Origin of the sequence: Pseudomonas sp. NS1(2017) (genome assembly GCF_002269425.1) — a bacterium.
GTDB classification, from domain to species: domain Bacteria; phylum Pseudomonadota; class Gammaproteobacteria; order Pseudomonadales; family Pseudomonadaceae; genus Aquipseudomonas; species Aquipseudomonas reactans.
In genome coordinates, this window is record NZ_CP022960.1 from 4,498,397 (window position 1) to 4,522,575 (window position 24,179).

Below are 24,179 nucleotides of genomic sequence, written 5' to 3' on the forward strand. Positions count from 1 at the left end.
GTGATTCATCCGAAAAATTGTTGTTGTTAACGGTTCACCAGTTTCGCCGGCAAGGCGATGACCAGGAAGCTGCTGAGGATCAGGCAGCCGGCGAAAAACCACAAGGCACCCGCGCTGCTGCCTGTGACGTCGATCGCAACGCCCATCAGTGAGTTGCTCACCAGACCTGCGATATTCGCCACCGAACAGGCCAGGGCAAAACCGGTGGCCGCCGCAGTGCCTTTGAGAAAGGTCGCCGGCAGGCTGAAGAACACCGGCACCGCGCCGATGATCGCCGCCGAGGCAATCGCGAACAGCGCCACGGTGGCCGCCACGTTATGGGTAAAGAAGGTGCTGGTGGCCATGGCCGCTGCGCCGATGAAAAACGGCACGATGATGTGCCAGCGGCGTTCGCGGTGTTTGTCGGAGCTGGCGCCAATCAGCAGCATGCCGAGCAGGGCGGCCACGCTCGGTAGTGCAGTGAGCACGCCGATATGGAAGGTGTCGGTGACCCCGGCGTTGCGGATGAACGTCGGCATCCAGAAGCCCATGGCGTAGGCGCTGAGCAGGATCGAGAAGTCGATACCGCCAAGCATCCACACTTTGAGGTTGAAGAAGCCGTCACGGAAACTGTGCTTGCTGGCGGAGCCGTCGGCGTCGTCCTTGCGCAACTCGGTTTCCAGCAGGGCCTTTTCCTCGTCCGACAGCCATTTGGCTTGCTGATAGGTATTGGGCAGGGCCCAGAAGGTCAGCACGCCCAGCAACACGCTGGGCACCGCTTCGATCAGGAACAGCCACTGCCAGCCACGCAGGCCACCCATATGATCGAAGTGGCCCATGATCCAGCCGGACAGTGGGCCGCCGATCACGCTGGAGAGCGGCAGGCCGATCATGAACAGCGCGATGATGCGCCCGCGTCGGTGGGTGGGAAACCAGGTGGTCAGGTAGTACAGCACACCCGGCAGAAAGCCCGCCTCGGCGGCGCCGAGCAGGAAACGCAGGATGTAGAACTGGGTCGTGGAGGTGACCAGCATGGTGCAGGCCGAGAGCAGGCCCCAAGTGATCATGATGCGCGCGATCCAGATCTTCGCGCCGACCCGCTCCAGCACCAGGTTGCTGGGGACCTCAAAGATGATATAGCCGACAAAGAACAGCCCGGCGCCGAGGCCGAACGCGGTTTCGCTGAACTGCAACTGGTCGAGCATCTGCAACTTGGCGAAGCCGATGTTGATGCGGTCCAGGTAGGCGGCCAGGTAGCAGAAGCACAGGAAGGGGATCAGCTTCCAGGTGATCTTGTGGTAGAGCGTGTTGACGGGGTCTGCGACCGAGGTCGCGGGCGCTGCATTCGCAATGGGCATTGGGTGTCTCCTGGCGGTGACTTATGGTTTTTATACAGCCGCTTTTGTTCCAGCACTTCGGAGTGCTGTAGAAGCGACTTCCAAAGGCAGTGTCAGAAGACTGAGTCGGTCCTGCTGGAGGTGATCAAGTGTGGGAGCGGGCTTGCTCGCGAATGCGGTGTGTCAGTCAACATATCTGTCACTGATACACCGCATTCGCGAGCAAGCCCGCTCCCACATTGGATTGCATTCCAAAGTGGACGCTCAGTTTTTTCAAGACCGTGCTCTTTGGCACGGTTCTCATGAATCCTTATTGCTCCCTGAACTTGCGCATTGCCTCCTGCTTGCTCACCACGTCGCCATACTTGCTGTCGATATCGAACAGGTTGGCCTCATGGGGCGCCGGGTGCCGATCGCCGACGCATTCGCGCACGACGATGGTGCGAAACCCGTGTTGTACCGCATCCACCGCCGTGGCACGGATGCAGCCGCTGGTGGAACAGCCGGCCAGCACGACGGTGTCGATGCCCTGGGCATGCAGCATTGGCGCCAGGCTGCTGCCGAAAAACGCACTGGCGTACTGTTTGGTAATGACGACTTCCTCGGCCAGTGGCAGCACTTCGGCGCAGAACGCCGCGAGTGGGTTGCCTTCGACCATGTCTTTCATCACCGGGGCTTTTTTCACCCAGATCCCACCATCGACGAAATGGCCGGGATGGTAGCGGATATTGGTGTGCACCACCGCAATCCCGTGTTGGCGTGCGGTGGCGAGCAGCTCGACGCTTTGCGCCACGGCCGTGACCACGCCGGGCGCGAACAGCGGCGCGCCTTCGGTGGTGTAGCCCTGCATGAAGTCGATCATCAGCAGCGCGGCCTTTTTGCCAAAGCCGATGCGGTTGCCCCATACGCCCTGGTAGTTGGCGTCGGCGGATTGTTCACTCATCTTTCAACCCCCTGAGTAAGCGCCAGAGAGCAGGGCACCGGCACCCGGCACGATGGGCTCCAAATCCAATGCCTTAAGCATCGCGTAGGTGGTGGCAATGGCGGCGGTCAGCACCGGTTTGCCGGTTTGTGCCTCGACCTTGGCCACCACCGGCAGCGACTGCATCTGCACGCAGGCCGACAGCACGATCACGTCGACGCCTTCCAGGTTCATGCCGGCGACGATGGCCGGCAGGTTGGCCGGATCGTGGCGGGCTACTTCAAGGTTGTCGGGGATCTCCAGGGCGCGCCAGTCCACCACTTCAAAGCCTTCTTCACGGATGTAGTTCACCACCAGCTCAGTCAGCGGTTTCATGTAGGGCGCGACGATGGCGATGCGCTTGGCGCCCATTATTTTCAGGCCTTCGATCAAGGCGCCGGCGCTGGTGATCACGGGCGCGTTGGCGTCGTTGTCAGCGGTGGCTTTGCGCAGGCGCTGTTCGGAGTTGCGGTGATAACCCAAGCCCATGGCCATGATTGCCACCAGGCAGGCGTAGCCCAGCACATCGACCTTGGCGTCGGACAACTCGACAGCGCAACGGTCGGATTCGCCGTCCATGGCCGCCAGTTCTTCCTTGCGCACTTGCTTCATGCGCATGCGGCTGGAGTGAAAGGTGAAGCGCTCGGGGCGGATCGCCTGGCGCGCGGTGAGCATCGCCGGGATCTCGGTTTCCATGGTGGTGTTGGAGCTCGGCACGATCTGGCCGATGCGGTAAGGCTTCTGCATGGTGGTCTCCGTTCTTATTGTGTGAGGAAGTCGCCGAGGGCGATGAAGAAGCCGTCGAGGTCATCCCACGGGATCATGTGGCCGGCGTTCGGCACGCGGGCGACTTGGATGCTCGGTGCCAGGTTCTGAATCTCGGCAATGTCTTCGTCGAGGATCACGCCGCCACGTCCGGCCACCATCAACAGGGCGGGGGCCTTGAGCTGGGGCAGGTCCTGATGGAAATCCACTTCGTGGAAGTCATTGAAGGCACGCACGATGGCGGGCTCGTAGCAGGTGTGCAGCCATTCGGCGCGCAGTTGCAGTTGTTCCTGGGTCCAGGTGGCGCAGAAGGCGCGCATCGCCTCCGCGTCCATGCCGACCAGGGACTGGCGGATGGAGTCGACGTACCACGGCAGCTTGCTCGGGTATTCGCGTCGGCCCGGGCCGGAGACCGGTGGGTCGATCAGCACCACGCGCTTCACGCCTTGAGGTTGTTTGACGGCACTGCGCACGGCAAAGCGTGCACCCATGGAATGACCCATCAGGTGGTAGCTGTCCAGGTTCAATGCGTCGGCAAAGGCACCGATGTCCTCGGCGCAAGTGTCCGCGCTGTAATCCAGCTCGGGGCCGGTCGAAGACAGGCCGCGACCACGCACATCCAGCACATAGGTGTCGAACTGCGCGCCGAGGCGCTCGGCAACAAAGCCCCAGGTAATCGCCGGGCTGGTGATGCCGGGGATCAGGATCAGCGCCGGGCCCTTGCCGCCGTAGCGCAGGTAGTGCTGGCGAATGCCATTGGCCTGCACGTTGCCGCCGTAGAGAAAAGTGCTCACGCGGCCACCCCCGATTTCAGTTCCTGGGCGTACAGGTCATAGCCGTAGACCCAGGCCGGATCTTCCTGGGTGCGCAGCCAGGTGTTGGCGTTGGACACGGCCTGCACGCGGGATGCGCGTTCCTTGCGGTTGGCTTCGTAGAGCTGGAAGGCGGTGCGGTAGTCGCTGATGCCGGTTTCCTGCAGGCAGCGGGTGAGCATCGCGGCGTCTTCGATGGCCATGCCAGCGCCCTGGGCCATGTGCGGTTTCATCGGGTGGCAGGCATCGCCGAGCAGCACCAGGCGCCCACGGCTCCACAACGGCAGCGGGTTGCGGTTGCGCAGCGGCCATTTGGTCACGCTTTCAGTGGATTCGATCAGGGCCTGGACGGTGGGGTGGTAGCCCTTGAAGGCGTCGAACAGCTCTTCGCGGCTGCTGTCGACGAACGCACCCTGAAAGTCCCATTCGGCATGGGGCACGCCGGTCACGTAGTAGTACTCGTCGCGCTTGCCGGTGGTGTAGTAGACCATCATGTGACGGTCTTCGGTCCACCACTTGATGCAGTCTTCGAACTTCAGGTCGTACTTGGCGAGCTGGTCACCCCGGATCAGCGCACGGTGCGCGACCCAGCCGCTGTACAGCGGTTTTTCCACACCGAGCAGTTCTTCGCGGATCTTGGAGTTGATGCCGTCGGCGCCGATCACGATGTCGGCGTAGGTCACCTGGCCGTCGGCGAAGGTCAGGCGCACCTGGGTGTCGGTTTCTTCAAGGGTTTCCAGGCGCTTGTTGAAGTGCAGGGTGCCGGGCTTGAGGGTGGACATTTGCAGGGCGTGCAGGTCGCCACGGTGCACGGTGATGTAGGACGCGCCGTAGCCGGTGAGCGGGATGCGTGACAGGTAGTCGCCGCTTTCGCCGCAACGGCTGAACCAGTGCTCGGGGTGCGAGCCCATCAGGTCCAGCTGTTTTTCGATGCCCATGCGGCGGAAGATTTTCATGATGTTGGGGCCCATGTGGATCCCCGCACCCAATCGGGAAAACTCCGGCGCCTGCTCGTAGACATCCACGTCGAAGCCGGCTTGCTGCAACAGGGTGGCCGCGGCGGCACCGCCCAGGCCTGCGCCGACGATGGCGATTTTCTGAGTGCTTCCCATGGGGCGTGTTCCTCTCTCTTTTTGATTTTTGGCGGCGTCTGTCCGCAAGGTTTTTAAAGTGTATACGCTCATTTTTTGAAATGGGAAGCCTGTGTTTGAAAATTTATTTTTTGGCCGTAGTTATCCTGTGTAACGCGTTGTGATTAATAAATACTGGGCTTGTTTCGATAGGTAACGTTTTTGTGCGCCGCTTGCAGTCTGCCGCCAATTCGGTTCTTATTGTTATTAAATGGCGTATACGCTATAAAAAACGCACTAGAGTGAAGCGCAGTGCCTGAACTTGGTGCAGGCCCACAGGAGACAGGAAAATGCCGGTAAGCGATTGCGAACTGACCCAGATGTTTGAACACGTGTTGACGCTGTCCAAGGTCGACTCGACCCAGAGCGTTGCCGTGCTCAAGAGCCATTACTCCGACCCGCGCACCGTGCGTGCCGCGATGGACGCTGCGCAGCGCCTGGGGGCCAAGGTGTATGCGGTGGAGTTACCGTCGTTCAACCATCCCAGGGCGATGGGCAACGACATGACCGCCTACTGCGGCGACACCGCGCTTACCGGCAATATCGCCGCCCAGCGTGCCCTGGAGGCCGCCGACCTGATCGTCGACACCATGATGCTGCTGCACTCGCCGGAGCAGGAGCAGATCCTCAAGACCGGCACGCGCATCCTGCTGGCGGTGGAGCCGCCGGAAGTGCTGGCGCGCATGTTGCCGACCGAAGAAGACAAAGTGCGCGTGCTGGCGGCCGAGCAGTTGCTGAAAAAGGCACGCTCAATCCACGTGAAATCCCGTGCCGGCAGTGACTTCCGCGCGGCCCTGGGGCAGTACCCGTCGGTCACCGAATACGGTTTTGCCGATGAGCCGGGGCGCTGGGATCATTGGCCGAGTGGTTTCCTGTTCTCCTGGCCCAACGAAGAAACCGCCGAAGGCGTGCTGGTGCTGGACATCGGCGACATCCTGCTGCCATTCAAGACCTATACCCGCGAGAAGATTACCCTGGAGATCGAGAAGGGCTTCATCACCAAGATCCACGGGGGATTCGAGGCCGAGTACCTGCGTGACTACATGAAGTACTTCAACGACCCTGAGGTGTACGGCATCTCCCACATCGGCTGGGGCCTGCAGCCACGGGCACAGTGGACGGCCATGGGCTTGCACGACAAGAACGACGGAATGTGCATGGACGCGCGGGCGTTCTATGGCAATTTCCTGTTCTCCACCGGGCCGAATACCGAAGTGGGCGGGACACGCAAGACGCCATGCCATATGGATATTCCGCTGCGCAATTGCGATGTGTACCTGGATGATGAAGCAGTGGTCATCGCCGGTGACGTCGTCGCCCCGCCAGCCTCCCTGGCCCGTTGACCATCCCACCCCTGTAGGAGCGAGCTTGCTCGCGAAAAACGCAATCACAACGCGGGGAGCCAGGTTCCCCGCGTTATCGTTGACCACCTTCGCGAGCAAGCTCGCTCCTACAGGGTTAATATGCATCCCCATCGTTAGCCACCCACCGAGCCCCGCCGTGCCAGATTCCTACGTCTTTTCTGAACAAGTCGGCCACCTGTTGCGCAAGGCCTACCAGCGCCACTTGGCGATCTTTCAGCAGAATGTCGGCGACTCCCAGCTCACCGCCGTGCAGTTCGTCACCCTGTGTGCCCTGCGCGATCACGGTGCAAGCTCCCTGACCGAACTGGTCAAGGCCACGGCCGTGGACCAGGCGACCATTCGCGGCATCGTCGAGCGGCTCAAGGCCAAGGAGCTGATCAGCCTGGAACCGGACCCGCAGGACAAGCGCAAAGTGGTGGTCGACCTGTCTCCGGCAGGCGCCGAACTGGTCGCCCAGACCGCGCCGCGCGCCGCGCAGATCAGCGAGTTGACCCTGAGCAATCTCAACCCGGCCGAACGGGTTGCGGTGCTGTTCCTGTTGCGCAAGATGATCGACGACCCGCAGGAATAATCCCTGCTGGCATTGATCTTGCTCTGAGTTCATGTAGTAGGCACTTCATCCGTCAAGTGTGTCGTGAGACCCCAGGTCCACGACGCTTTTTTTTGACTGTTTGATGTAGTGCCTACTTCACCAACTGTTACGGGCGAAGCGAATGATCAGCCAGCACATCACGGTAACGCTTGAGGTCAATGGGCAAAAAAGCGACGTCAGCGCCATGGCGGACACGCCGCTGTTGCTGGTGCTGCGCAATGACCTAGAACTCAATGGCCCCAAATACGGCTGCGGCCTGGGGGAGTGCGGTGCGTGCACCGTGATCATCGATGGGGTGGCGGCCCGTTCCTGTGTGTTTCCGTTGTCGGGTGCCGCAGGCCGCGAGATTGTCACCCTGGAAGGCCTGGGCTCACGCCAGGATCCGCACCCGGTGCAACAAGCCTTTATCGACGAGCAGGCCGCGCAATGTGGCTACTGCCTCAACGGCATGATCATGACCACCAAGGCCTTGCTCGACCGTAACCCCAACCCCAGCGAAGCCGAGGTGCGCAACGAGCTGTCGGGCAACCTCTGCCGTTGCGGCACCCATATCGAAATCCTGCGCGCCGTGCTGCGTGCGGCCCGCCTGATGACCGTGGATTGATGACCATGACCGACACCCCCCTTTCCCGTGACCAGTGGCTGGCCAAGGCCGGCGTTTTGTTGATCGTCGATGACGTGCTGCCGCCTTCGGGGCCGGTGGCAAAGGGTGGCACGCCCACCGTGAAACCCAAGGAACTGGGGCTGTTTATTGCGGTAAACGATGACGGCCTGGTGTACGCGTTCAATGGCCATGTGGACCTGGGCACCGGCATTCGCACATCGTTGGCGCAGATCGTCGCCGAAGAGCTCGACCTGACGATGGAGCAGGTGAAGATGGTGCTCGGCGACACCGAGCGTGTGCCCAACCAGGGTGCAACCATCGCCAGTGCAACCTTGCAGATATCCGCGGTGCCCCTGCGCAATGCTGCAGCCGAAGCGCGGCGTTTCCTGTTGGCGCGGGCGGCGGGGCGCCTGGGTGTGAGCACGGCCAGCCTCAAGGTCGATGCTGGCGTCATTCACGCGGCAGATGGGCGCTCCACAACATATGCCGAACTGGTCAGCGGCCAGCATGACCAGCTGCGCATCAGCGGTGATGCACCTCTGAAGGCCATCGAGGACTATCGCCTGGTGGGCAAGGGCGCCGCTCGGGTGGACATCCCCGGCAAAGCCACGGGCGAGCTGACCTACGTACATGACATGCGCGTGCCGGGCATGCTGCATGGCCGGGTGATTCGCCCGCCGTATGCAGGGCTTGATTGCGGCGACTTTGTCGGCAACAGCCTGTTGAGTGTGGATGAAGCGTCCATCGCGCATATCCCTGGCATCGTCGCGGTGGTGGTGATCCGCGACTTTGTCGGCGTGGTGGCGCTGCGTGAAGAGCAGGCCGTCAAGGCTGCCAGCGAGTTGCAGGTGCACTGGAAACCCTGGCGCCACGCGTTACCGGACATGAGCGATGTCGAACAGGCGATCCGCGACAATCCCCGCGTACGCCGCACCGTGCTTGACCAGGGCAATGTCGACGAGGCCCTGGCAGGCGCCAGCCAACGCATGCCGCGCAGTTATCTCTGGCCGTACCAGATGCACGGTTCGATCGGCCCCTCCTGCGGCGTGGCGGATTATTCGCCGGCCGGCAGCCGGGTGTGGTCAGGCAGCCAGAACCCGCACCTGCTGAGGGCCGACCTGGCATGGCTGCTGGAGTGCGATGAAGCGCTGATCGATGTGATACGCATGGAGGCTGCCGGCTGCTACGGGCGCAATTGTGCGGATGACGTGTGCGCCGATGCCTTGCTGTTGTCCCGTGCGGTGGGCAAGCCGGTGCGCGTGCAATTGACCCGTGAGCAGGAACACCTGTGGGAGCCCAAGGGCACCGCGCAACTGATGGATGTCGATGGCGGCCTCAATGCCGATGGCAGCATCGCCGCCTACGACTTTGAAACTAGCTACCCCTCCAATGGCGCGCCGACCCTGGCGCTGTTGCTGACCGGCCGTGTCGAGCCGGTGGCGGCGATGTTCGAAATGGGCGACCGCACCTCGATCCCGCCCTATGACATCGACAACCTGCGCGTGACCATCAACGACATGGCGCCCATCGTGCGCGCCTCGTGGATGCGCGGTGTGTCAGCCTTGCCCAACACCTTTGCCCACGAATCCTATATCGACGAACTGGCGTTCGCCGCCGGCGTCGACCCGGTGGAATACCGCCTGCGTTACCTCAAGGACGAGCGCGCCATCGACCTGGTGAAATCCACCGCCGAACGCGCCAACTGGGTGCCGCGCACGACGCCGATGCAAACCGCGAACGAGGATCACCTGTTGCGTGGCCGTGGCTTCGCCTATGCGCGCTATATCCACAGCAAATTCCCTGGTTTCGGTGCGGCCTGGGCGGCGTGGGTGGCGGATGTGGCCATCGACAAACAAACCGGCGATGTGTCGGTGACCCGCGTGGTGATCGGGCATGACTCGGGGATGATGATCAACCCGGCCGGCGTGCAACATCAGATCCACGGCAACGTGATCCAGTCCACCAGCCGTGTGTTGAAGGAGCGGGTGACCTTTGAAGAGTCGACGGTGGCGAGCAAGGAGTGGGGCGGTTATCCGATCCTGACCTTCCCCGAAGTGCCAAAGATTGACGTGATGATGATGCCGCGCCAGGACCAGCCGCCGATGGGCGCCGGCGAGTCGGCCTCGGTGCCCAGTGCCGCAGCAATCGCCAATGCGATCTATGACGCCACCGGCATCCGTTTTCGCGAACTGCCGATCACCCCGGAGCGGGTGCTGGCGGCATTGAACGCGGGCAGCTTGGGTGAGCCGGCCAAGTCGCCGGAGAAACGCCGCAAGTGGTGGTTTGGTGCACTGTTCGCCACGTTGGGTGCGGTGCTCGCGACGGCCTGGCCGTTCCACAGTGAAATCGCGCCGATTGCCCCCCCCAGCGCCGGCACTTGGTCCAAGGCCACCCTGGAGCGCGGGCGCTTGCTGGCGGCGGTCGGCGATTGCGCGGTGTGCCATACGGCGCCCGGTGGCGCGACCAATGCCGGCGGACTGGCCATGGAAACACCGTTTGGCACGCTGTACAGCAGTAATATCACGCCGGATGTTAAGACGGGCATCGGCGCCTGGTCCTACCCGGCGTTCGAGCGGGCGATGCGCGACGGCATTGGTCGTGACGGGCGCAATTTATATCCGGCGTTTCCCTATACGGCGTTTCGCAATATCAACGACGCGGACATGCAGGCGCTGTATGCCTATTTGATGTCCCAGGCCCCGGTGAGCCAGGCGCCGACGCCGAATGCGATGAGCTTTCCGTTCAATCTGCGGCCGTTGATGGCGGGTTGGAATGCGCTGAATCTGCGGCGTGGTGAAATCACGCCGCAGCCCGAGCGCAGTGAACAATGGAATCGCGGCAATTATCTGGTCAATGGCCTGGGCCACTGCGCCGCCTGTCATTCCCCGCGCAACCTGATGGGGGCGGAGAAGGGCGGTAAGTCCTTCCTCGCCGGTGGCAGGGTCGATGGTTGGGAGGCGCCGGCCCTCAATGGTTTGTCCAAGGCCCCGACACCGTGGACCGAAGACCAATTGTTTACCTACCTGAGCACCGGCTATTCCGACGCCCACGGCGTGGCGGCAGGCCCGATGGGGCCGGTGGTCAGTGAATTGTCGAAACTGCCCAAGGCGGATATCCGCGCGATGGCCGTGTACCTGGTCTCGCTCAACGGTGGTGCGGCTGCCGAGGCCCAGGTGGTTGCGGCGGCCAGTGTGCCGAATCCCAATGGCCGACGGGTGTTCGAGGGATCATGCAAGGCCTGCCATGCGGATGGCCTGGGGCCGAAACTGTTTGGGGTGAGCCCGTCGTTGGCGACCAATACCAATGTACACAGCGATCAGCCGGATAATTTGATCAAGGTGATTTTGCAAGGCATCAGCAACCCGGCGACCAAGGATTTGGGGTATATGCCGGGGTTCAAGGACAGTTTGTCGAATAGCCAGGTGGCGGATTTGGTGGCCTACCTTCGCGGGAAGTTCGCGCCGAATGCGCCACAGTGGAAGGGCCTGGAACAGAAGGTGGCGCATTTGCGCGCCAATCCAGGCACCCATTAAGGTGTCACGCCGCGCACCACCAAGTCACTGATAAACCCCAGCCAATCCTGTTGCTGGCCTTTGTTTGCCAGGTCTTCACCGAGGAACGAGCTGAGGGTGTGGCGGTTGGAGTTATAGAAGTAGCACAGCGAGGCGATCATCAAGTACACGTGCTTGATGTCCACGTCCCGGCGAAACACGCCTTGGGCCTGGCCCGCCTCGATGATCGGGCGCAGCACGCCGACCGCTTCTCCTGACAGCCTGCGCATCTCGCCGGACTGTTGCGCGTGCTTGCCCTGGTGCAGGTTTTCGATGCTCAGGATTGCCACGAATTCCGGGTGCTTGATGTAGTAATGCCAGATAAACGCCACCAGGTCGCGCAGCGCCTGCTCCGGTGCGTCCAGGTTCAGCTTGAGCTTGCTTTCTGCTTTGTTGAATTGCTCGTAGGTGTGTTCCAGCACGCAAACGAACAGGTGTTCCTTGCTGCCGAAATAGTAATAGAGCATGCGGTCGTTGGAATCCGCTGCCTTGGAGATGGTGTCGACGCGCCCGCCGGAATAACCGTCGCGGGTGAACACCTTGACCGCCGCCTGCAGGATGCGCGCGCGGGTCTGGTCGGCCTGCTGGGCGCGGATGCCGGTCTTCTTGATCGCCATGTGAAAGTGCCTGGTCAGACAGTCTGGGCGCGAAATATAGCATGGGGTTTTTCGCGTCCGTTCTGTGACCGACAAGTTCTGTAACAAAAGCGTCATTGCGCTGGGGATTGGATCCAGGAGGAGCTATTTTGGTGCGTCTCAATAACTAGAGTAGCCATGGATGAAATACCAACCCTTCAGCCGTACCCTGATCGCCACAGCCCTGGTGTTGACAGTCAGTGGTGTGCACGCCGCGTCCCAGGCCCCGGTGGCCGGTGAAAATGGCATGGTGGTGACGGCCCAGCATTTGGCAACTCATGTCGGCGTGGATGTGCTCAAGGCCGGCGGCAACGCGGTCGATGCGGCCGTGGCCGTTGGCTACGCACTGGCGGTGGTGTACCCGGCGGCGGGCAACCTGGGCGGCGGCGGTTTCATGACCGTGCAACTGGCGGACGGGCGCAAGACCTTCCTCGACTTCCGCGAGAAAGCCCCGCTGGCGGCCACCGCCAACATGTACCTGGACAAAGACGGCAATGTCATTGAGGGCCTCAGCGCCAAGGGCCACCTGGCCGTAGGCGTGCCCGGCACCGTCTCGGGCATGGAACTGGCCCTGAGCAAATACGGCACCCTCAAGCGCGCCCAAGTCATCGCCCCGGCGATCAAGCTGGCGGAAAACGGCTTCGAGCTGGAGCAGGGCGATATCGACCTGTTGCACACCGCCACCGGCGAGTTCGAAAAAGACAAGGACATGCGCGGGATCTTCCTGCACAACGGCCAGCCGATGCAGGTCGGCCAGAAGCTGGTGCAGAAAGACCTGGCCAAGACCCTCAAGGAAATCTCGGCCAAGGGCAGCGACGGTTTCTATAAAGGCTGGGTGGCCAAGGCCCTGGTCGATTCCAGTCAGGCCGGCAAGGGCATCATCACCCAGGCTGACCTCGATAAGTACAAGACCCGCGAACTGGCGCCCATCGAGTGCGACTACCGTGGCTACCACGTGGTCTCGGCACCGCCTCCAAGCTCGGGCGGTGTGGTGATCTGCCAGATCATGAACATCCTCGAGGGTTACCCGATGGCCGACCTCGGCTATCACTCGGCCCAGGGCCTGCACTATCAGATCGAAGCCATGCGCCACGCCTACGTGGACCGCAACAGCTACCTCGGCGACCCGGACTTCGTGAAGAACCCGATCGAGCACCTGCTGGACAAAAACTACGCGGCGAAACTGCGCGACGCCATCGAGCCGCAAAAAGCCGGTGACTCCCAGGCGATCAAGCCAGGCGTGTCGCCCCATGAAGGCAACAACACCACCCACTATTCCATCGTCGACAAGTGGGGCAATGCGGTCTCGGTCACCTACACCCTCAACGACTGGTTCGGTGCGGGCGTGATGGCGAGCAAGACCGGGGTGATCCTCAACGATGAAATGGACGACTTCACGGTCAAGGTCGGCGTGCCGAACATGTACGGCCTGGTCCAGGGTGAAGCCAACGCCATCGCGCCGGGCAAGGCGCCGCTGTCGTCGATGAGCCCGACCATCGTGACCAAGGATGGCAAGGCCGTGATGGTGGTGGGTACGCCGGGTGGCAGCCGCATCATTACCGCAACTCTGCTGACGATCCTGAATGTCATCGACTACAAGATGAATATCCAGGAAGCCGTGGACGCGCCGCGTTTCCACCAGCAATGGATGCCGGAAACCACCAACCTTGAAACCTTCGCGGTGAGCCCGGACACCCAGAAGATCCTTGAGAGCTGGGGCCACAAGTTTGCCGGGCCGCAGGATGCCAACCACTTGGCGGCGATCCTGGTCGGCGCGCCGTCCCTGGGTGGTAAGCCGGTGGGTAACAACCGCTTCTATGGCGCGAATGACCCGCGGCGCAATACGGGCCTGTCCTTGGGTTACTGAGGCGTGAGGTGGTGATGCAGGTGGGCCAGGGACAGCGCCAGGCTGTCATGGGATAACTGGATGGCGGCGCCCTCGGCGCTGCCCTGGGCTGCCGGTATCACCCGTTCGAACAGGTGGTTTTCATAGGCCTGCACGGCGGATGAGCGGTCGGGTGTCTCCAGCAGGTGCTGCGCCAACTCGGCCGCATCCAGCATCGCCGCATTTACCCCTTCGCCGCCAAACGGCGACATCAGGTGGGCTGCATCACCGATCAACGTCAACCCCTGGCGATGGGACCAGCGATGGCCCACGGGCAGGGCGTAGATAGGCCTCGCCAGTACCGTCTCGTTTGCCGCATCAAACAGCGCCAGCACCTGCGGATGCCAGCCTTTGAATTGGACTTTTAGCGCGTGCAGGCTGAGATGATCGGCTGCCCAGTCGGACGGTACGCGAAAGATTGCATAGCCACGCAAATGCGCATTCGCGTTGCGTTGCACCATGATCGATTTGGCTTCTCCGGCGACTTCCAGCTTGCCTCGGCCAACCAGCTTGGCCAGGTGCGGGTGCTGGCGGTCGACATCGTCGATGCCGAACTCAATGAAGGTCAACCCGCTGTATTGCGGCTGATAGGTCGACAGCAGCGGGCGTACTTTCGACCAGGCCCCGTCGGCACCGACCACCAGATCGAAGGGGCCGTAGGTGGCAGGGCCTTGATGCAACGTCCAGCGCCCATCACCGACCGGCCGGACTTCGTGGATGCCTGCGCCCCAGCTCACACAGCCAAGCGGCAGCGAATCCAACAGCGCCTGGCGCAGGGCGGTGCGGTCGACTTCGGGGCGATCGCCCGCGTCCGGGTTTGGGTCTTCAAACAGCAAATCACCATGATGATCCATCAGGCGTGAGCCCTGGTCTTCGTAGCGGGCGATGCGTTTGAACGCGTCTTCCAGGCCGGCACGCTGCAGGGCGAGCTGGCCAGATTCGACATGCAGATCCAGCGTGCCACCTTGCGGGCGTTCGAGCGGGTTGCGTTCGCGCTCAAACACGCTGGCGACGATGCCATGGCGATAAAGGATTCGCGCCAAAGTCAATCCGCCGGGGCCGGCGCCGATAATGGCGATGCGTAATGAGGGCGTCATGGAGATTGTCCTTGGCGATGTTTATAGGATCCTATACATTCTGTTCATAGGATCCTATGGAAAGTCAACGCCCTCATGAAGATTCAAATGCCTGCTCCCAACCCCATGCAACAGATCGGCCTGGCCGGCCGGGGTTTCGTCCGTCTCTACGAAGGTCGTCTAAAAGAACTCGGCTTCGCTGTCGCGCAGATTCCGGTACTGGTGGCGCTCAAGCACAGCGAAGGCTTGCCCCAGGCCGAGCTGGTGCGCATCGTCCGTGTCGAGCAGTCGAGCATGGCGCAGTTGCTGGGACGCATGGAGCGCGACGGCATGATCGAACGGGTGGCCGACCCGGCGGATAGACGCAGCCGCCTCATTACCCTGACCGACGCGGCGCGCAAACGCATGCCCGCCGCCCGCGCGGTCATGCAGCAGGGGACGGCGCAGGCGCTGGAAGGGTTCAGTGAAGAGGAGGAAGCGACCTTGCTGGCGTTGCTGCTAAGGGTGAACGCCAACCTGGAGCGTGCCGGCGAGTAGCTGTTCGACCGCCGCAAATGCGGTGGCGCGGCGCTGTACCCAGTCGCCACGAATCACCAGGGCGGGCTGCTGATGGTGCTCGATCCACTCCAGGCTGCCCTGGAAAAACGCCCGGCGATCCGCCAGTTGCGGCTGGCAGCGTTGGCCGTCGGCGGTCCATTCCACATCCTCCGGCGACAACAACAGGTGCAGGTCGTAATGGCGCGCCAGCAATTCGCTGTCGAGCCAGGCCGGGAAGTCACCGAACAGGGTCTGGCTCCAGAGCTTGTTGGTGAGCAGGTGCGTATCGAGGATCAGCAGTTCCGGCTGCTGGGCGCGGGCGGCGTCTTCCCAGGCCAGTTGGCCACGGGCGATGGCCGGGATGTCGGCCAGGGTGGTGTCCCGTTGATGGTGATCGATGAAATAACGCACGTATTCGCCCACCATCAACCCGCCGAAATGCGCTTGCAGTTCCGCCGCCAGCCAGCTTTTACCGCTGGATTCCGGGCCGGCCAGTACCACCACCTTCATGCGTGCAACGCCGGGTCGGCGCGCCATTCACGCCAGCCTTGCACGGCAATCACGGTGAACAGCGCGTAGAGCGCGGCGGTGAGGTAGAGGCCTTTGTAGAGGAACAGCCCGACGAAAATCACATCCACGGCGATCCACAGTGGCCAGCACTGCACGCGTTTCTGCGCCATCCACATCTGCGCCACCAGGCTGAAGCCGGTGAGGGCGGCGTCGAGCCAAGGCTGGGCGGCATCCGTCCAGTGGGCCATGGCGGCGCCGAGCAATAGGCTGCCGACGGCGCCCACCGCGAGGCTGGCCATGATTGCCGGCACGCCGAGGCTGCTGACCTGACGCCCTTGCTTGACCTCGCCGGCGCGGGTCCACTGCCACCAACCGTAGACTTGCAGTGCGGCGTAGACCACCTGCAGCAGCATGTCGGAATAGAGTTTCACGTCGAAAAACACCCAGGTGTAGAGCAACACCATCACCAGGCCGATGGGCCAGCACCAGGGGTTTTGCTTGACGGTCAGCCACACGGCAATCACCCCGAGGGCGGCGGCGAACAGTTCAAGCCCGGACATGGTGGTTCCTTGGGAGAGTGGAAGAGGGCGGTGATTGTAACCAAAGAAGATTGGCGTAGGAATTAACTGCTGTGGCGAGCGGGCTCGCCCCGCGTTGGGCTGCGAAGCAGCCCCAATAGAGACGCCGCATTTTGCCTGACAGACTGCGGCGCCTGGTTTTAGGGCTGCTTCGCAGCCCAGCGCGGGGCAAGCCCGCTCACCACAGAAGCCCGCTCGCCACAGGCTCAGACCTTGAATTGGCGCAGCAGGCCGTCGAGCTGTTCGCTCAGGCCACGCAAATGTGCACTCGCCACACTCGACTGTTCTGCCGCCAGTGCGGTGCTGTGGGACAAGCCGGCGGCCTGGGTGACGTTCTGGTTGATGTCTTCCACGACATGGGCCTGTTGCAGGGTGGCGCTGGCAATCGAGGCGTTGAGGCCGTTGAGGTTGCGCAGCGCCTGGCCGATCGCGGTCAGGCTGGCACCGGCCTGGCCGGCCTGCTCGATGGTCAGTTGCGAGGCGCTGTGGCTGTCACTGATCACCTTGACCGCCGCTTCCGAGTGGCCTTGCAGGCGTTCGATCATGCCCTGGATCTCGGCGGTGGATTTTTGCGTGCGCTGGGCCAGCAACCGCACTTCATCGGCCACCACGGCAAAACCACGCCCTTGTTCGCCCGCACGGGCCGCCTCAATCGCCGCATTAAGCGCCAACAGGTTGGTCTGGTCGGCAATCGAGCGGATCACTTCAAGCACGCTGCCGATCTGGGTACTTTCCGCCGACAGGGTGCGAATGACTTCCACCGCCTGGCTGATGGTGCCGGAGAGCTGGTCGATCTGCTGCAGGCTGCCGTCGATATTCACCTGGCCTTGCTGCGCCTGGGCCTGGGCGTCGCGCATTTCGCTGGCGGCGTGTTCGGCATTCTTGGCCACGTCCTGTACGCCGTAGGTGACTTCGTTGATGGCGGTGGCCACCAGTTCCATCTGCTGGGATTGTTGCTGGCTGCGGTCATGGGCCTGGGTCGCGTTGCTGCCCAGTTCTTGGGAAGACTGGCCCAGTGCATTGGCGCATACCTGCAACTGGCCCACCACCTGTCGCAGCTTGGCGGTGAAGCTGTTGAAATGCCGGGACAGTTGAGTCACTTCGTCCTGGCCGTGGGTGTCGAGGCTGCGGGTCAGGTCGCTTTCGCCGCTGGCAATGTTGCCCATGGCGTTCACTGCGTCCTGCAACGGTCGCACAATACTGCGGGCGATCAGTGAGACCAGCAGCGCCATCACCAGTGCGATCCCCAGGCCGATGAACGAGGCTTTCCAGACCTGGCCGCTGAACTCAGCCTGCACATCGTCCACGTACACGCCGGAACCGATGATCCAGCCCCAGGGTTGGAACAGTTGGATATACGAGGTCTTGGCCACCGGCGCTTCGGCGCCCGGTTTTGGCCAGCGATAGTTGACGATGCCGGCGCCCTTGGCCTTGGCCAGGATCACGAATTCGTTGAACACGGCAAAACCGTCTGGGTCACGGATGGCCGAAAGGTTCTGGCCGTCGAGCTTGGGGTTGGCCGGGTGCATGATCATCACGGGCGTGAGGTCATTGATCCAGAAGTAGTCGTCATGGTCGTAGCGCAAGCCACGCACCGCGCTCAAGGCTTGCTTCTGGGCGGCTTCGCGGGTCATCACGCCCGTGGTTTCGAGGCCGTGATAAAACGTCAGGATCCCGCTGGCGGTCTGGACCACGTGTTGGGTTTGCTGGCGCTTGGCCTGGTACAGGTCGTCGTGGATTTGCTTGAGCATCAGCAAACCCAGGGCCAGCAGCATCAGCACGGCGACTATCAGGATCAGCCACAGGCGCCGGCTGATCGACATATTGCGCAAACTGTTCATCGTCCTGTCACTCCGTGCTTTTTATAATTGTGGGTGCCGCATCGACTTTTCCGCCTTGTCTGATAGGCTTTCGGCCTGTATTCGGAAAACCTGAGTACTGTCTGATTTTTCACAAGATTTTTGCAGGTCGGGGTTGAAACTCAACACCGCGTCTTGTCGTCAGTGAACCATTAAGAAGATCAACAAGGCTTGCCATAGAGCAAGACCTTTGGGGGAAGCATGGATTTTTGGACTGCCATACAGGCATTGATTCTTGGCGTTGTGGAGGGGCTGACCGAGTTCCTGCCGATTTCCAGCACCGGCCACCAGATCATCGTCGCCGACTTGCTCGACTTTACCGGCGATCGCTTCAATGCGTTCAACATCATTATCCAGCTGGGCGCGATCCTGGCGGTGGTGTGGGAGTTTCGCGGCAAGATTTTCGAAGTGGTCAGCGGCCTGCCGACCCAGCGCAAGGCCCAGCGGTTTACCGTCAACCTGCTGATCGCCTTCCTGCCGGCGGTGGTGCTGGGGGTGATTTTCGCCGACCTGATTCACCACTACCTGTTCAACCCGATCACCGTGGCCACGGCGCTGGTGGTGGGTGGCGTGATCATGTTGTGGGCCGAGCGTCGTGAGCATGAAGTGCATGCCGAAACCGTCGATGACATCACCTGGAAAGATGCGCTCAAGGTCGGCCTGGCCCAGTGCCTGGCGATGATCCCAGGGACGTCGCGTTCCGGCTCGACCATCATTGGTGGCTTGCTATTTGGGCTGTCGCGCAAGACCGCCACCGAGTTCTCGTTTTTCCTGGCGATGCCGACCATGGTCGGTGCGGCGGTGTATTCGGGCTACAAGTACCGTGACTTGTTCCAGCCAGCGGACTTGCCGGTGTTCGCCATCGGCTTTGTGACCTCGTTCATCTTCGCGATGATCGCAGTGAAGGGCTTGCTCAAGTTCATCGCCAGCCACAGCTATGCGGTGTTTGCCTGGTACCGCATTGCGTTCGGTTTGCTGATCCTGGCGACCTGGCAGTTCGGCTGGATCGACTGGGCGGCGGCCAAGGCATGATGATCCAGCAGCCGCGCTTGAAGGCGGCGATCTTTGTACTGCTGTGTGCGGCGCCGTTGCTGGGCTCGGTGCTGGTGTGGCAGCGCGGCGAGACGGTGATTCCGCTGGCTGCCTATGGCCTGGTCAGCGTGATCGCGTTTTTCCTCTACTGGAGCGACAAACGCAAGGCGCGTACCGACAGTTGGCGCACTCCGGAAAATATCCTGCACGCTGTGGAACTGGCGGGCGGCTGGCCGGGGGCGTTGATTGCTCAGCAGGTGTTCCGGCACAAGACGCGCAAGGTGTCTTACCAGGTGTTGTTTTGGGTGATTGTGTTGTTGCATGAGGTGTTCTGGTTGGATCAGCTGTTCCTGGGGGGCACCTTGCTTTCCGTGCTCTAGGCTTGCGCCAGGCCTGTTGCTAGGGAGCTTGCGCTGATGGTCGACCGAGCTGTATCAGGTGTAAACAGATCAAAATGTGGGAGCGGGCTTGCCCGCGAAGGCTATGTGTCAGGCGCTCGAGTTTTCTGGTCGGGGTACATATCCATTTCTTTGATAACGGCCACTTAAGGTTCCGCCCTTACGGCGGCTCACTTTTGGAAAGGCCCAAAAGTAAGCAAAAGGCCTTCGCCCCACCACTCGGCACCTCGCTTAGGCTCGGTGTGCCCGAACGCAGGCTTGAATCCGTGGGCCGCCGCGATGGGCCATCCTTGGCCCAGCGCGGCTAACCCGGCGTCCTGCCGGGTTACCCACGCTCCAAAGCCTGCGTTCGGCCAGCGTGTTTGACGGGGCGCCCAAAATCAAAAGCGCGGCGGCCTGGTAGCCGACCGGTGTTGTATGGGGTGTGCTCGGATCAAAATGTGGGAGCGGGCTTGCCCGCGAAGGCTATGTGTCAGGCGCTCGAGTTTTCTGGTCGGGGTACATATCCATTTCTTTGATAACGGCCACTTAAGGTTCCGCCCTTACGGCGGCTCACTTTTGGAAAGACCCAAAAGTAAGCAAAAGGCCTTCGCCCCACCACTCGGCACCTCGCTTAGGCTCGGTGTGCCCGAACGCAGGCTTGAATCCGTGGGCCGCCGCGATGGGCCATCCTTGGCCCAGCGCGGCTAACCCGGCGTCCTGCCGGGTTACCCACGCTCCAAAGCCTGCGTTCGGCCAGCGTGGTTGACGGGGCGCCTGAGATCAAAAGCAAGATCAAGATCAAGAGCGGCTCGCTTCGCATCGTGGTTAGCGCTTGGGTTTATACTCGCGCCCATTCAACTCTACCGAGATACCCCATGAGCACCTCTGTTCCTCTCGCTCCCGCGCGCAAGCCTATTGCGCCGTTGGTGGCCTTTATCATCCTGGTGCTGGGCGCCTTGTTCCTGCAAAACAGCGTCGGCTCGCACCAGGTGCTGTTGCTGGTGGTCGGCGCGGCACTGGGCTTGACCCTCTACCACGCGGCCTTCGGGTTTACCTCGGCCTGGCGCGTGTTCATCAATGATCGGCGTGGCGCTGGCTTGCGCGCGCAGATGGTAATGCTGGCGATCGCGGTGCTGCTGTTCTTCCCGGCATTGGGGGCGGGTAGTTTGTTCGGGCAGCCGGTGGTCGGGCTGGTGGCGCCGGCCGGGGTGTCGGTGGTGTTTGGGGCGTTCATCTTTGGCATCGGCATGCAATTGGGCGGCGGGTGTGCGTCGGGCACGCTGTTCACCGTGGGCGGCGGCAATGCGCGCATGCTGGTGACGTTGTTCTTCTTTATCTGTGGCTCGCTGATCGCCACGCACCACGTGGACTGGTGGTTTGCGCTGCCGGCCTTCCCGGCGGTGTCCATCGTCAAGAGCTTCGGCGTGGTGCCGGCGATGGGCCTGAGCCTGGCGGTGTTTGCGATCATTGCAGTGGTGACCGTGCGGCTGGAGAAGGCTCGTCATGGTCAATTGGAAGAGGGTGTGAAAAGCGAGCATCAAGGCCTGCGCCGCTTCTTGCGCGGCCCGTGGCCATTGGTGTGGGGCGCCATCGGCCTGGCCTTGCTCAACTACGCCACCCTGGCACTGGCGGGTCGGCCTTGGGGCATTACCTCGGCGTTTGCGTTGTGGGGCGCCAAAGTTGCCAGCGGCCTGGGTGTGGACGTGGCCAGTTGGGCGTTCTGGCAGATGCCGGGCAACGCCAAGGCGCTGGCTGCGCCGGTGTGGGAAGACATCACCAGCGTGATGGACATCGGCATCGTGCTCGGCGCGCTGTTGGCCGCTGGCCTGGCCGGGCGTTTCGCCCCCAGCCTGAAGATTCCGGCGCGTTCGCTGGTGGCAGCGGTGATCGGCGGCCTGCTGCTCGGCTACGGTTCGCGCCTGGCGTACGGCTGCAACATCGGCGCGTACTTCAGCGGTATCGCCTCGGGCAGCCTGCATGGCTGGGTATGGCTGGTGGCGGCGTTCATTGGCAACAGCGTGGGTGTGCGTCTGAGACCGTTTTTCTTTGCGGGTGAGCGGCCGCAGGTGGCATTGAGCGGTTGCTGAATCAGCTTTCCGGGGAACTGTCTGGCGCCTGAGCCGCTTCAGCCGCCAGCTTTTCGCGGTCCGCTTTGCTGATGTACTTGTCCTTTTTCTTCGGCGCCAATTTGGCGTTGGCCTTCCTGGCTTTTTCCTTGAAGAGCTGCTGGAGTTTTTTCTGGCGGTTCATGTCGTTCTACCCGGGTTGTTCAGGCCTGGGATGATACCAGCTTCGCCTACTGGGTCGCTTTTTAGCGCTGATCTGTGCATTGAATCGCCTGTCCTTTCGCCAATAATCGGGTGCTCCACCGCACAACGGAAGACACTCGATGAGCCTCCACACCCGCACCAAACGCCTGACCGTCCCGCAATTGGTTGCCATGAAAGGGCAGCAGAAAATCGTCTCTCTGACGGCTTACTCCAGTGCCATCGCCAAGCTGATCGACCCCTTGGTCGATTTCATCCTGATCGGCGATTCCACGGCCATGGTCGGTTATGGCCGGCCTTCGACCTTGAGCATGCAGCTTGAAGAAATCATCGGCCACACCCGCGCCGTGGTCGACAGCACGCGCCTGGCGTGTGTGATTGCCGACATGCCGTTTGGCAGTTATCAGGAATCCAACGAGCAAGCCTTTCGCAATTGCGCCCAGGTGCTGGCGCGCACCGGCTGCGATGCGGTGAAGCTGGAGGCCAACCAGGCCTTGGCCGGCACTGTCGAATTCCTGGTGGCGCGGGGTATTCCGGTCATGGCGCATGTGGGGCTGATGCCGCAGTTCGTCAATGTGATGGGCGGCTTCAAGGCCCAGGGCCTCACCGCCGAAACCGGCGCGCGGATTGCCGAGGACGCGCGGGCCAATCTGCAGGCGGGGGCGTTCAGCCTGGTGCTCGAAGGCGTGGCTGAAGGCGTGGCCCGTCAGATCACCCTCGACTCGAAAATGCCCACCATCGGCATCGGCGCATCACCGGCCTGCGACGGTCAAGTGCTGGTCACTGAAGATGTACTGGGCCTGGGCGGTGAACACCTGCCGCGTTTCGTCAAACAGTACGCGGATGTGGGGGCAGTGATCCGCGACGCCTGCGAGCGGTTTGCCGAAGACGTGCGCCACGGCCGCTTCCCAGAGGCGCGGCACTGCTACGGGCTCTGACGAACCGCGTGCGACAACTGTTCCACGGCCTGGGCAATATCCTTGCTCCAATCGAGGGTGAAGCTCAGGCGCAGGTGCTGTTTCCAGCTGCCTTGCTGGCTGAACAGTTCACCGGGGGCGATGACGATGCGCTCGGCCAGCAAGCGTTCGAGCACCTGGCGCATGTCGACCGGGTGCGTCGCCGCAAGCCAGAAGCACGCGCCGCCTTGCGGCGTCATCACCTCAAAGGCACCCTGCGCGTATTCGTCCAGCAGGTTTTTCATGCGGGTCATGCAGTCGTGCAACAAGGCCCGCAGCTTGTGCAGGTGCGCATCGATGCGTTTGGACGTGAACAGCTTGGCGATCGCTTTCTGACGGATCGGTGAGAGGCGAAACGCCCGTTCCAGGAGCAAACGCTGCAACTGCGGCCCACATCCACGGCACAGCACATAACCATAGGGGGCTTCCGAGCCGATCACCTTGTCGAAGGTCGAGAAAACCAGCAGCTTCTGTGGGTCGGCAAAGTCGCGATAGCGCGCTGGTTGGGGCGCGAAATACAAGTCGCCGTACGTGTCGTTTTCGAACAACCAGATAGCCCGCTCTGCCAGCCACCGGCAGACCTGCTGCTTATCCTCGGCGGGCATGCGGCTGCCGTGGGGAATGTTCACGGTGGATGACAGCACTGCCAGGCGGACGGGCGTATGTTCGAGCAGTTCATTCAGGGCCAGCAGGTCGAATCGACCGTTGTGGTCCAGGTGCAGTTCGATCACACGGATGTTCGCCGCCTGCAACTGGCGCAGGATCGCCCACGAACACGGCGACTCTACGAGCGCCACGCTGCCCGCCAGGTCCAGGGCGTTGAGCGCCAGCTCCAGCACACTGTGCAGGTCCGCACCGATGTACACCTGATCGGCCTGCCAGTAGTTGCCCGTGGAACAGGTGTAGCGTTCAGCCAATGCCGCGCGCAACTCGGGCTCGCCGAAGGGCAGGTACTGCGGTGTCAGGGCGCGCGGGTAGTGGCGGGCCAGTTCGCGCTCGATCATCAGCAGCGGGTTTTCCAGCGACAGCAGGATGGCCGGGACGTCGGCGCTCAAGGCCAGCATGCCCGGTTGGCGGGAGTTGGCGAAGACCTGGTCGAGCAGGTTGGATGAGCGTTGAGTCGATAAAGGCGCGGGTATCAACCGCGTGAAATAACCGAGCTTGGGCCGTGCGTAGATCCGTCCCTCATCCTCCAGCAACGAATAGGCGTATTTGGTGGTCGACACCGACACGCCTAGGCGCTGCGCCAACTGGCGCAGGGAGGGCAATTTTTGCTCGCCCTGCGCAGAGCCAGCCTCGATCAGCTCGACGAGGTAGCGATACACCGCTTGATAGGCGAAGGCGGTGTCCTTGGGGTTAGCCATGCGTA

The 24,179-nt window shown here is 62.1% G+C and carries 22 protein-coding genes; 10 read left to right on the forward strand and 12 right to left on the reverse strand.

From position 1 onward, the window contains the following. Nucleotides 1–26 precede the first annotated feature (26 nt). From CI807_RS21100 to CI807_RS21120, 5 genes are all read right to left on the reverse strand, one after another. Nucleotides 27–1,337 (reverse strand): MFS transporter, encoded by a 1,311-nt coding sequence (locus CI807_RS21100; protein WP_038851196.1) that lies wholly within the window; start codon nucleotides 1,335–1,337, stop codon nucleotides 27–29. Nucleotides 1,338–1,626: 289 nt separating this feature from the next. After that, nucleotides 1,627–2,259 carry an N-carbamoylsarcosine amidohydrolase gene (locus CI807_RS21105; RefSeq protein ID WP_028616027.1) on the reverse strand — a complete coding sequence of 211 codons (633 nt, stop codon included), beginning with the start codon at nucleotides 2,257–2,259 and terminating at the stop codon, nucleotides 1,627–1,629. A 3-nt stretch (nucleotides 2,260–2,262) separates the two neighbouring features. Further along, entirely contained in the window at nucleotides 2,263–3,024 is a 762-nt protein-coding gene (locus tag CI807_RS21110; RefSeq protein WP_095016056.1) for an Asp/Glu racemase, read from the reverse strand. Between the two features lie 14 nt (nucleotides 3,025–3,038). After that, on the reverse strand, nucleotides 3,039–3,836 hold the full coding sequence (locus tag CI807_RS21115) for an alpha/beta fold hydrolase (RefSeq protein WP_095016057.1): 798 nt from the start codon (nucleotides 3,834–3,836) through the stop codon (nucleotides 3,039–3,041). Beyond that, the gene (locus CI807_RS21120; protein ID WP_095016058.1) at nucleotides 3,833–4,966 is read right to left on the reverse strand and encodes an FAD-dependent monooxygenase; all 1,134 of its coding nucleotides are present in this window, start codon (nucleotides 4,964–4,966) and stop codon (nucleotides 3,833–3,835) included. Before CI807_RS21120 ends, CI807_RS21115 begins: the two co-directional genes overlap by 4 nt. Nucleotides 4,967–5,274: 308 nt before the next feature. Between CI807_RS21120 and CI807_RS21125 the strand changes: the two genes are divergently transcribed. From CI807_RS21125 to CI807_RS21140, 4 genes are all read left to right on the forward strand, one after another. After that, nucleotides 5,275–6,327: a 2,5-dihydroxypyridine 5,6-dioxygenase gene (locus tag CI807_RS21125; RefSeq protein ID WP_095016059.1), complete on the forward strand. Its 1,053-nt coding sequence runs from the start codon at nucleotides 5,275–5,277 to the stop codon at nucleotides 6,325–6,327. A 157-nt stretch (nucleotides 6,328–6,484) separates the two neighbouring features. Then, nucleotides 6,485–6,919: a MarR family winged helix-turn-helix transcriptional regulator gene (locus CI807_RS21130; protein ID WP_016977981.1), complete on the forward strand. Its 435-nt coding sequence runs from the start codon at nucleotides 6,485–6,487 to the stop codon at nucleotides 6,917–6,919. Nucleotides 6,920–7,061: 142 nt separating this feature from the next. Beyond that, nucleotides 7,062–7,544 carry a (2Fe-2S)-binding protein gene (locus CI807_RS21135; RefSeq protein WP_095016060.1) on the forward strand — a complete coding sequence of 161 codons (483 nt, stop codon included), beginning with the start codon at nucleotides 7,062–7,064 and terminating at the stop codon, nucleotides 7,542–7,544. Nucleotides 7,545–7,549: 5 nt separating this feature from the next. Then, entirely contained in the window at nucleotides 7,550–11,077 is a 3,528-nt protein-coding gene (locus CI807_RS21140; RefSeq protein WP_095017591.1) for a molybdopterin cofactor-binding domain-containing protein, read from the forward strand. Here CI807_RS21140 and CI807_RS21145 read toward each other — a convergent pair. Beyond that, nucleotides 11,074–11,712 (reverse strand): TetR/AcrR family transcriptional regulator, encoded by a 639-nt coding sequence (locus CI807_RS21145; protein ID WP_095016061.1) that lies wholly within the window; start codon nucleotides 11,710–11,712, stop codon nucleotides 11,074–11,076. The genes CI807_RS21140 and CI807_RS21145 overlap by 4 nt on opposite strands. 160 nt (nucleotides 11,713–11,872) lie before the next feature. On the opposite strand from CI807_RS21145, the gene ggt reads away from it, so the two are divergent. Further along, complete coding sequence (gene ggt, locus CI807_RS21150) at nucleotides 11,873–13,597, forward strand: gamma-glutamyltransferase (protein WP_095016062.1); 1,725 nt, start codon at nucleotides 11,873–11,875, stop codon at nucleotides 13,595–13,597. Here the strand turns inward: ggt and CI807_RS21155 are convergent. Then, nucleotides 13,591–14,712: an NAD(P)/FAD-dependent oxidoreductase gene (locus CI807_RS21155; protein WP_095016063.1), complete on the reverse strand. Its 1,122-nt coding sequence runs from the start codon at nucleotides 14,710–14,712 to the stop codon at nucleotides 13,591–13,593. The genes ggt and CI807_RS21155 overlap by 7 nt on opposite strands. An 87-nt stretch (nucleotides 14,713–14,799) precedes the next feature. Here CI807_RS21155 and CI807_RS21160 point away from each other — a divergent pair, with 87 nt between their 5' ends. Beyond that, the gene (locus tag CI807_RS21160) at nucleotides 14,800–15,228 is read left to right on the forward strand and encodes a MarR family winged helix-turn-helix transcriptional regulator (RefSeq protein ID WP_256348914.1); all 429 of its coding nucleotides are present in this window, start codon (nucleotides 14,800–14,802) and stop codon (nucleotides 15,226–15,228) included. On the opposite strand, the gene CI807_RS21165 is transcribed toward CI807_RS21160, so the two are convergent. From CI807_RS21165 to CI807_RS21175, 3 genes are all read right to left on the reverse strand, one after another. Next, nucleotides 15,190–15,738 (reverse strand): AAA family ATPase, encoded by a 549-nt coding sequence (locus CI807_RS21165; protein ID WP_095016065.1) that lies wholly within the window; start codon nucleotides 15,736–15,738, stop codon nucleotides 15,190–15,192. The genes CI807_RS21160 and CI807_RS21165 overlap by 39 nt on opposite strands. Then, on the reverse strand, nucleotides 15,735–16,298 hold the full coding sequence (pnuC, locus tag CI807_RS21170) for a nicotinamide riboside transporter PnuC (RefSeq protein ID WP_016977988.1): 564 nt from the start codon (nucleotides 16,296–16,298) through the stop codon (nucleotides 15,735–15,737). Before pnuC ends, CI807_RS21165 begins: the two co-directional genes overlap by 4 nt. Nucleotides 16,299–16,522: 224 nt before the next feature. Next, a complete protein-coding gene (locus CI807_RS21175; protein ID WP_095016066.1) occupies nucleotides 16,523–18,157 on the reverse strand; it encodes a methyl-accepting chemotaxis protein in 1,635 nt (544 codons plus the stop codon). Between the two features lie 219 nt (nucleotides 18,158–18,376). On the opposite strand from CI807_RS21175, the gene CI807_RS21180 reads away from it, so the two are divergent. From CI807_RS21180 to CI807_RS21190, 3 genes are all read left to right on the forward strand, one after another. Further along, nucleotides 18,377–19,207, forward strand: a complete 831-nt coding sequence (locus tag CI807_RS21180; protein WP_095016067.1) for an undecaprenyl-diphosphate phosphatase — start codon at nucleotides 18,377–18,379, stop codon at nucleotides 19,205–19,207. Further along, nucleotides 19,204–19,587 (forward strand): DUF1294 domain-containing protein, encoded by a 384-nt coding sequence (locus tag CI807_RS21185; protein ID WP_095016068.1) that lies wholly within the window; start codon nucleotides 19,204–19,206, stop codon nucleotides 19,585–19,587. The genes CI807_RS21180 and CI807_RS21185 overlap by 4 nt, the downstream gene beginning before the upstream one ends. Nucleotides 19,588–20,462: 875 nt before the next feature. Beyond that, nucleotides 20,463–21,674, forward strand: a complete 1,212-nt coding sequence (locus tag CI807_RS21190; protein ID WP_095016069.1) for a YeeE/YedE family protein — start codon at nucleotides 20,463–20,465, stop codon at nucleotides 21,672–21,674. A 1-nt stretch (nucleotide 21,675) separates the two neighbouring features. Here the strand turns inward: CI807_RS21190 and CI807_RS21195 are convergent, their stop codons facing one another. Next, nucleotides 21,676–21,837 (reverse strand): DUF2986 domain-containing protein, encoded by a 162-nt coding sequence (locus CI807_RS21195; RefSeq protein ID WP_095016070.1) that lies wholly within the window; start codon nucleotides 21,835–21,837, stop codon nucleotides 21,676–21,678. A gap of 139 nt (nucleotides 21,838–21,976) precedes the next feature. Between CI807_RS21195 and panB the strand changes: the two genes are divergently transcribed. Next, a complete protein-coding gene (gene panB / locus CI807_RS21200; RefSeq protein WP_095016071.1) occupies nucleotides 21,977–22,792 on the forward strand; it encodes a 3-methyl-2-oxobutanoate hydroxymethyltransferase in 816 nt (271 codons plus the stop codon). On the opposite strand, the gene CI807_RS21205 is transcribed toward panB, so the two are convergent. Continuing rightward, nucleotides 22,780–24,174 carry a PLP-dependent aminotransferase family protein gene (locus CI807_RS21205; RefSeq protein ID WP_095016072.1) on the reverse strand — a complete coding sequence of 465 codons (1,395 nt, stop codon included), beginning with the start codon at nucleotides 24,172–24,174 and terminating at the stop codon, nucleotides 22,780–22,782. The two genes, panB and CI807_RS21205, sit on opposite strands and share 13 nt — an antisense overlap. Between the last annotated feature and the right edge of the window lie 5 nt (nucleotides 24,175–24,179).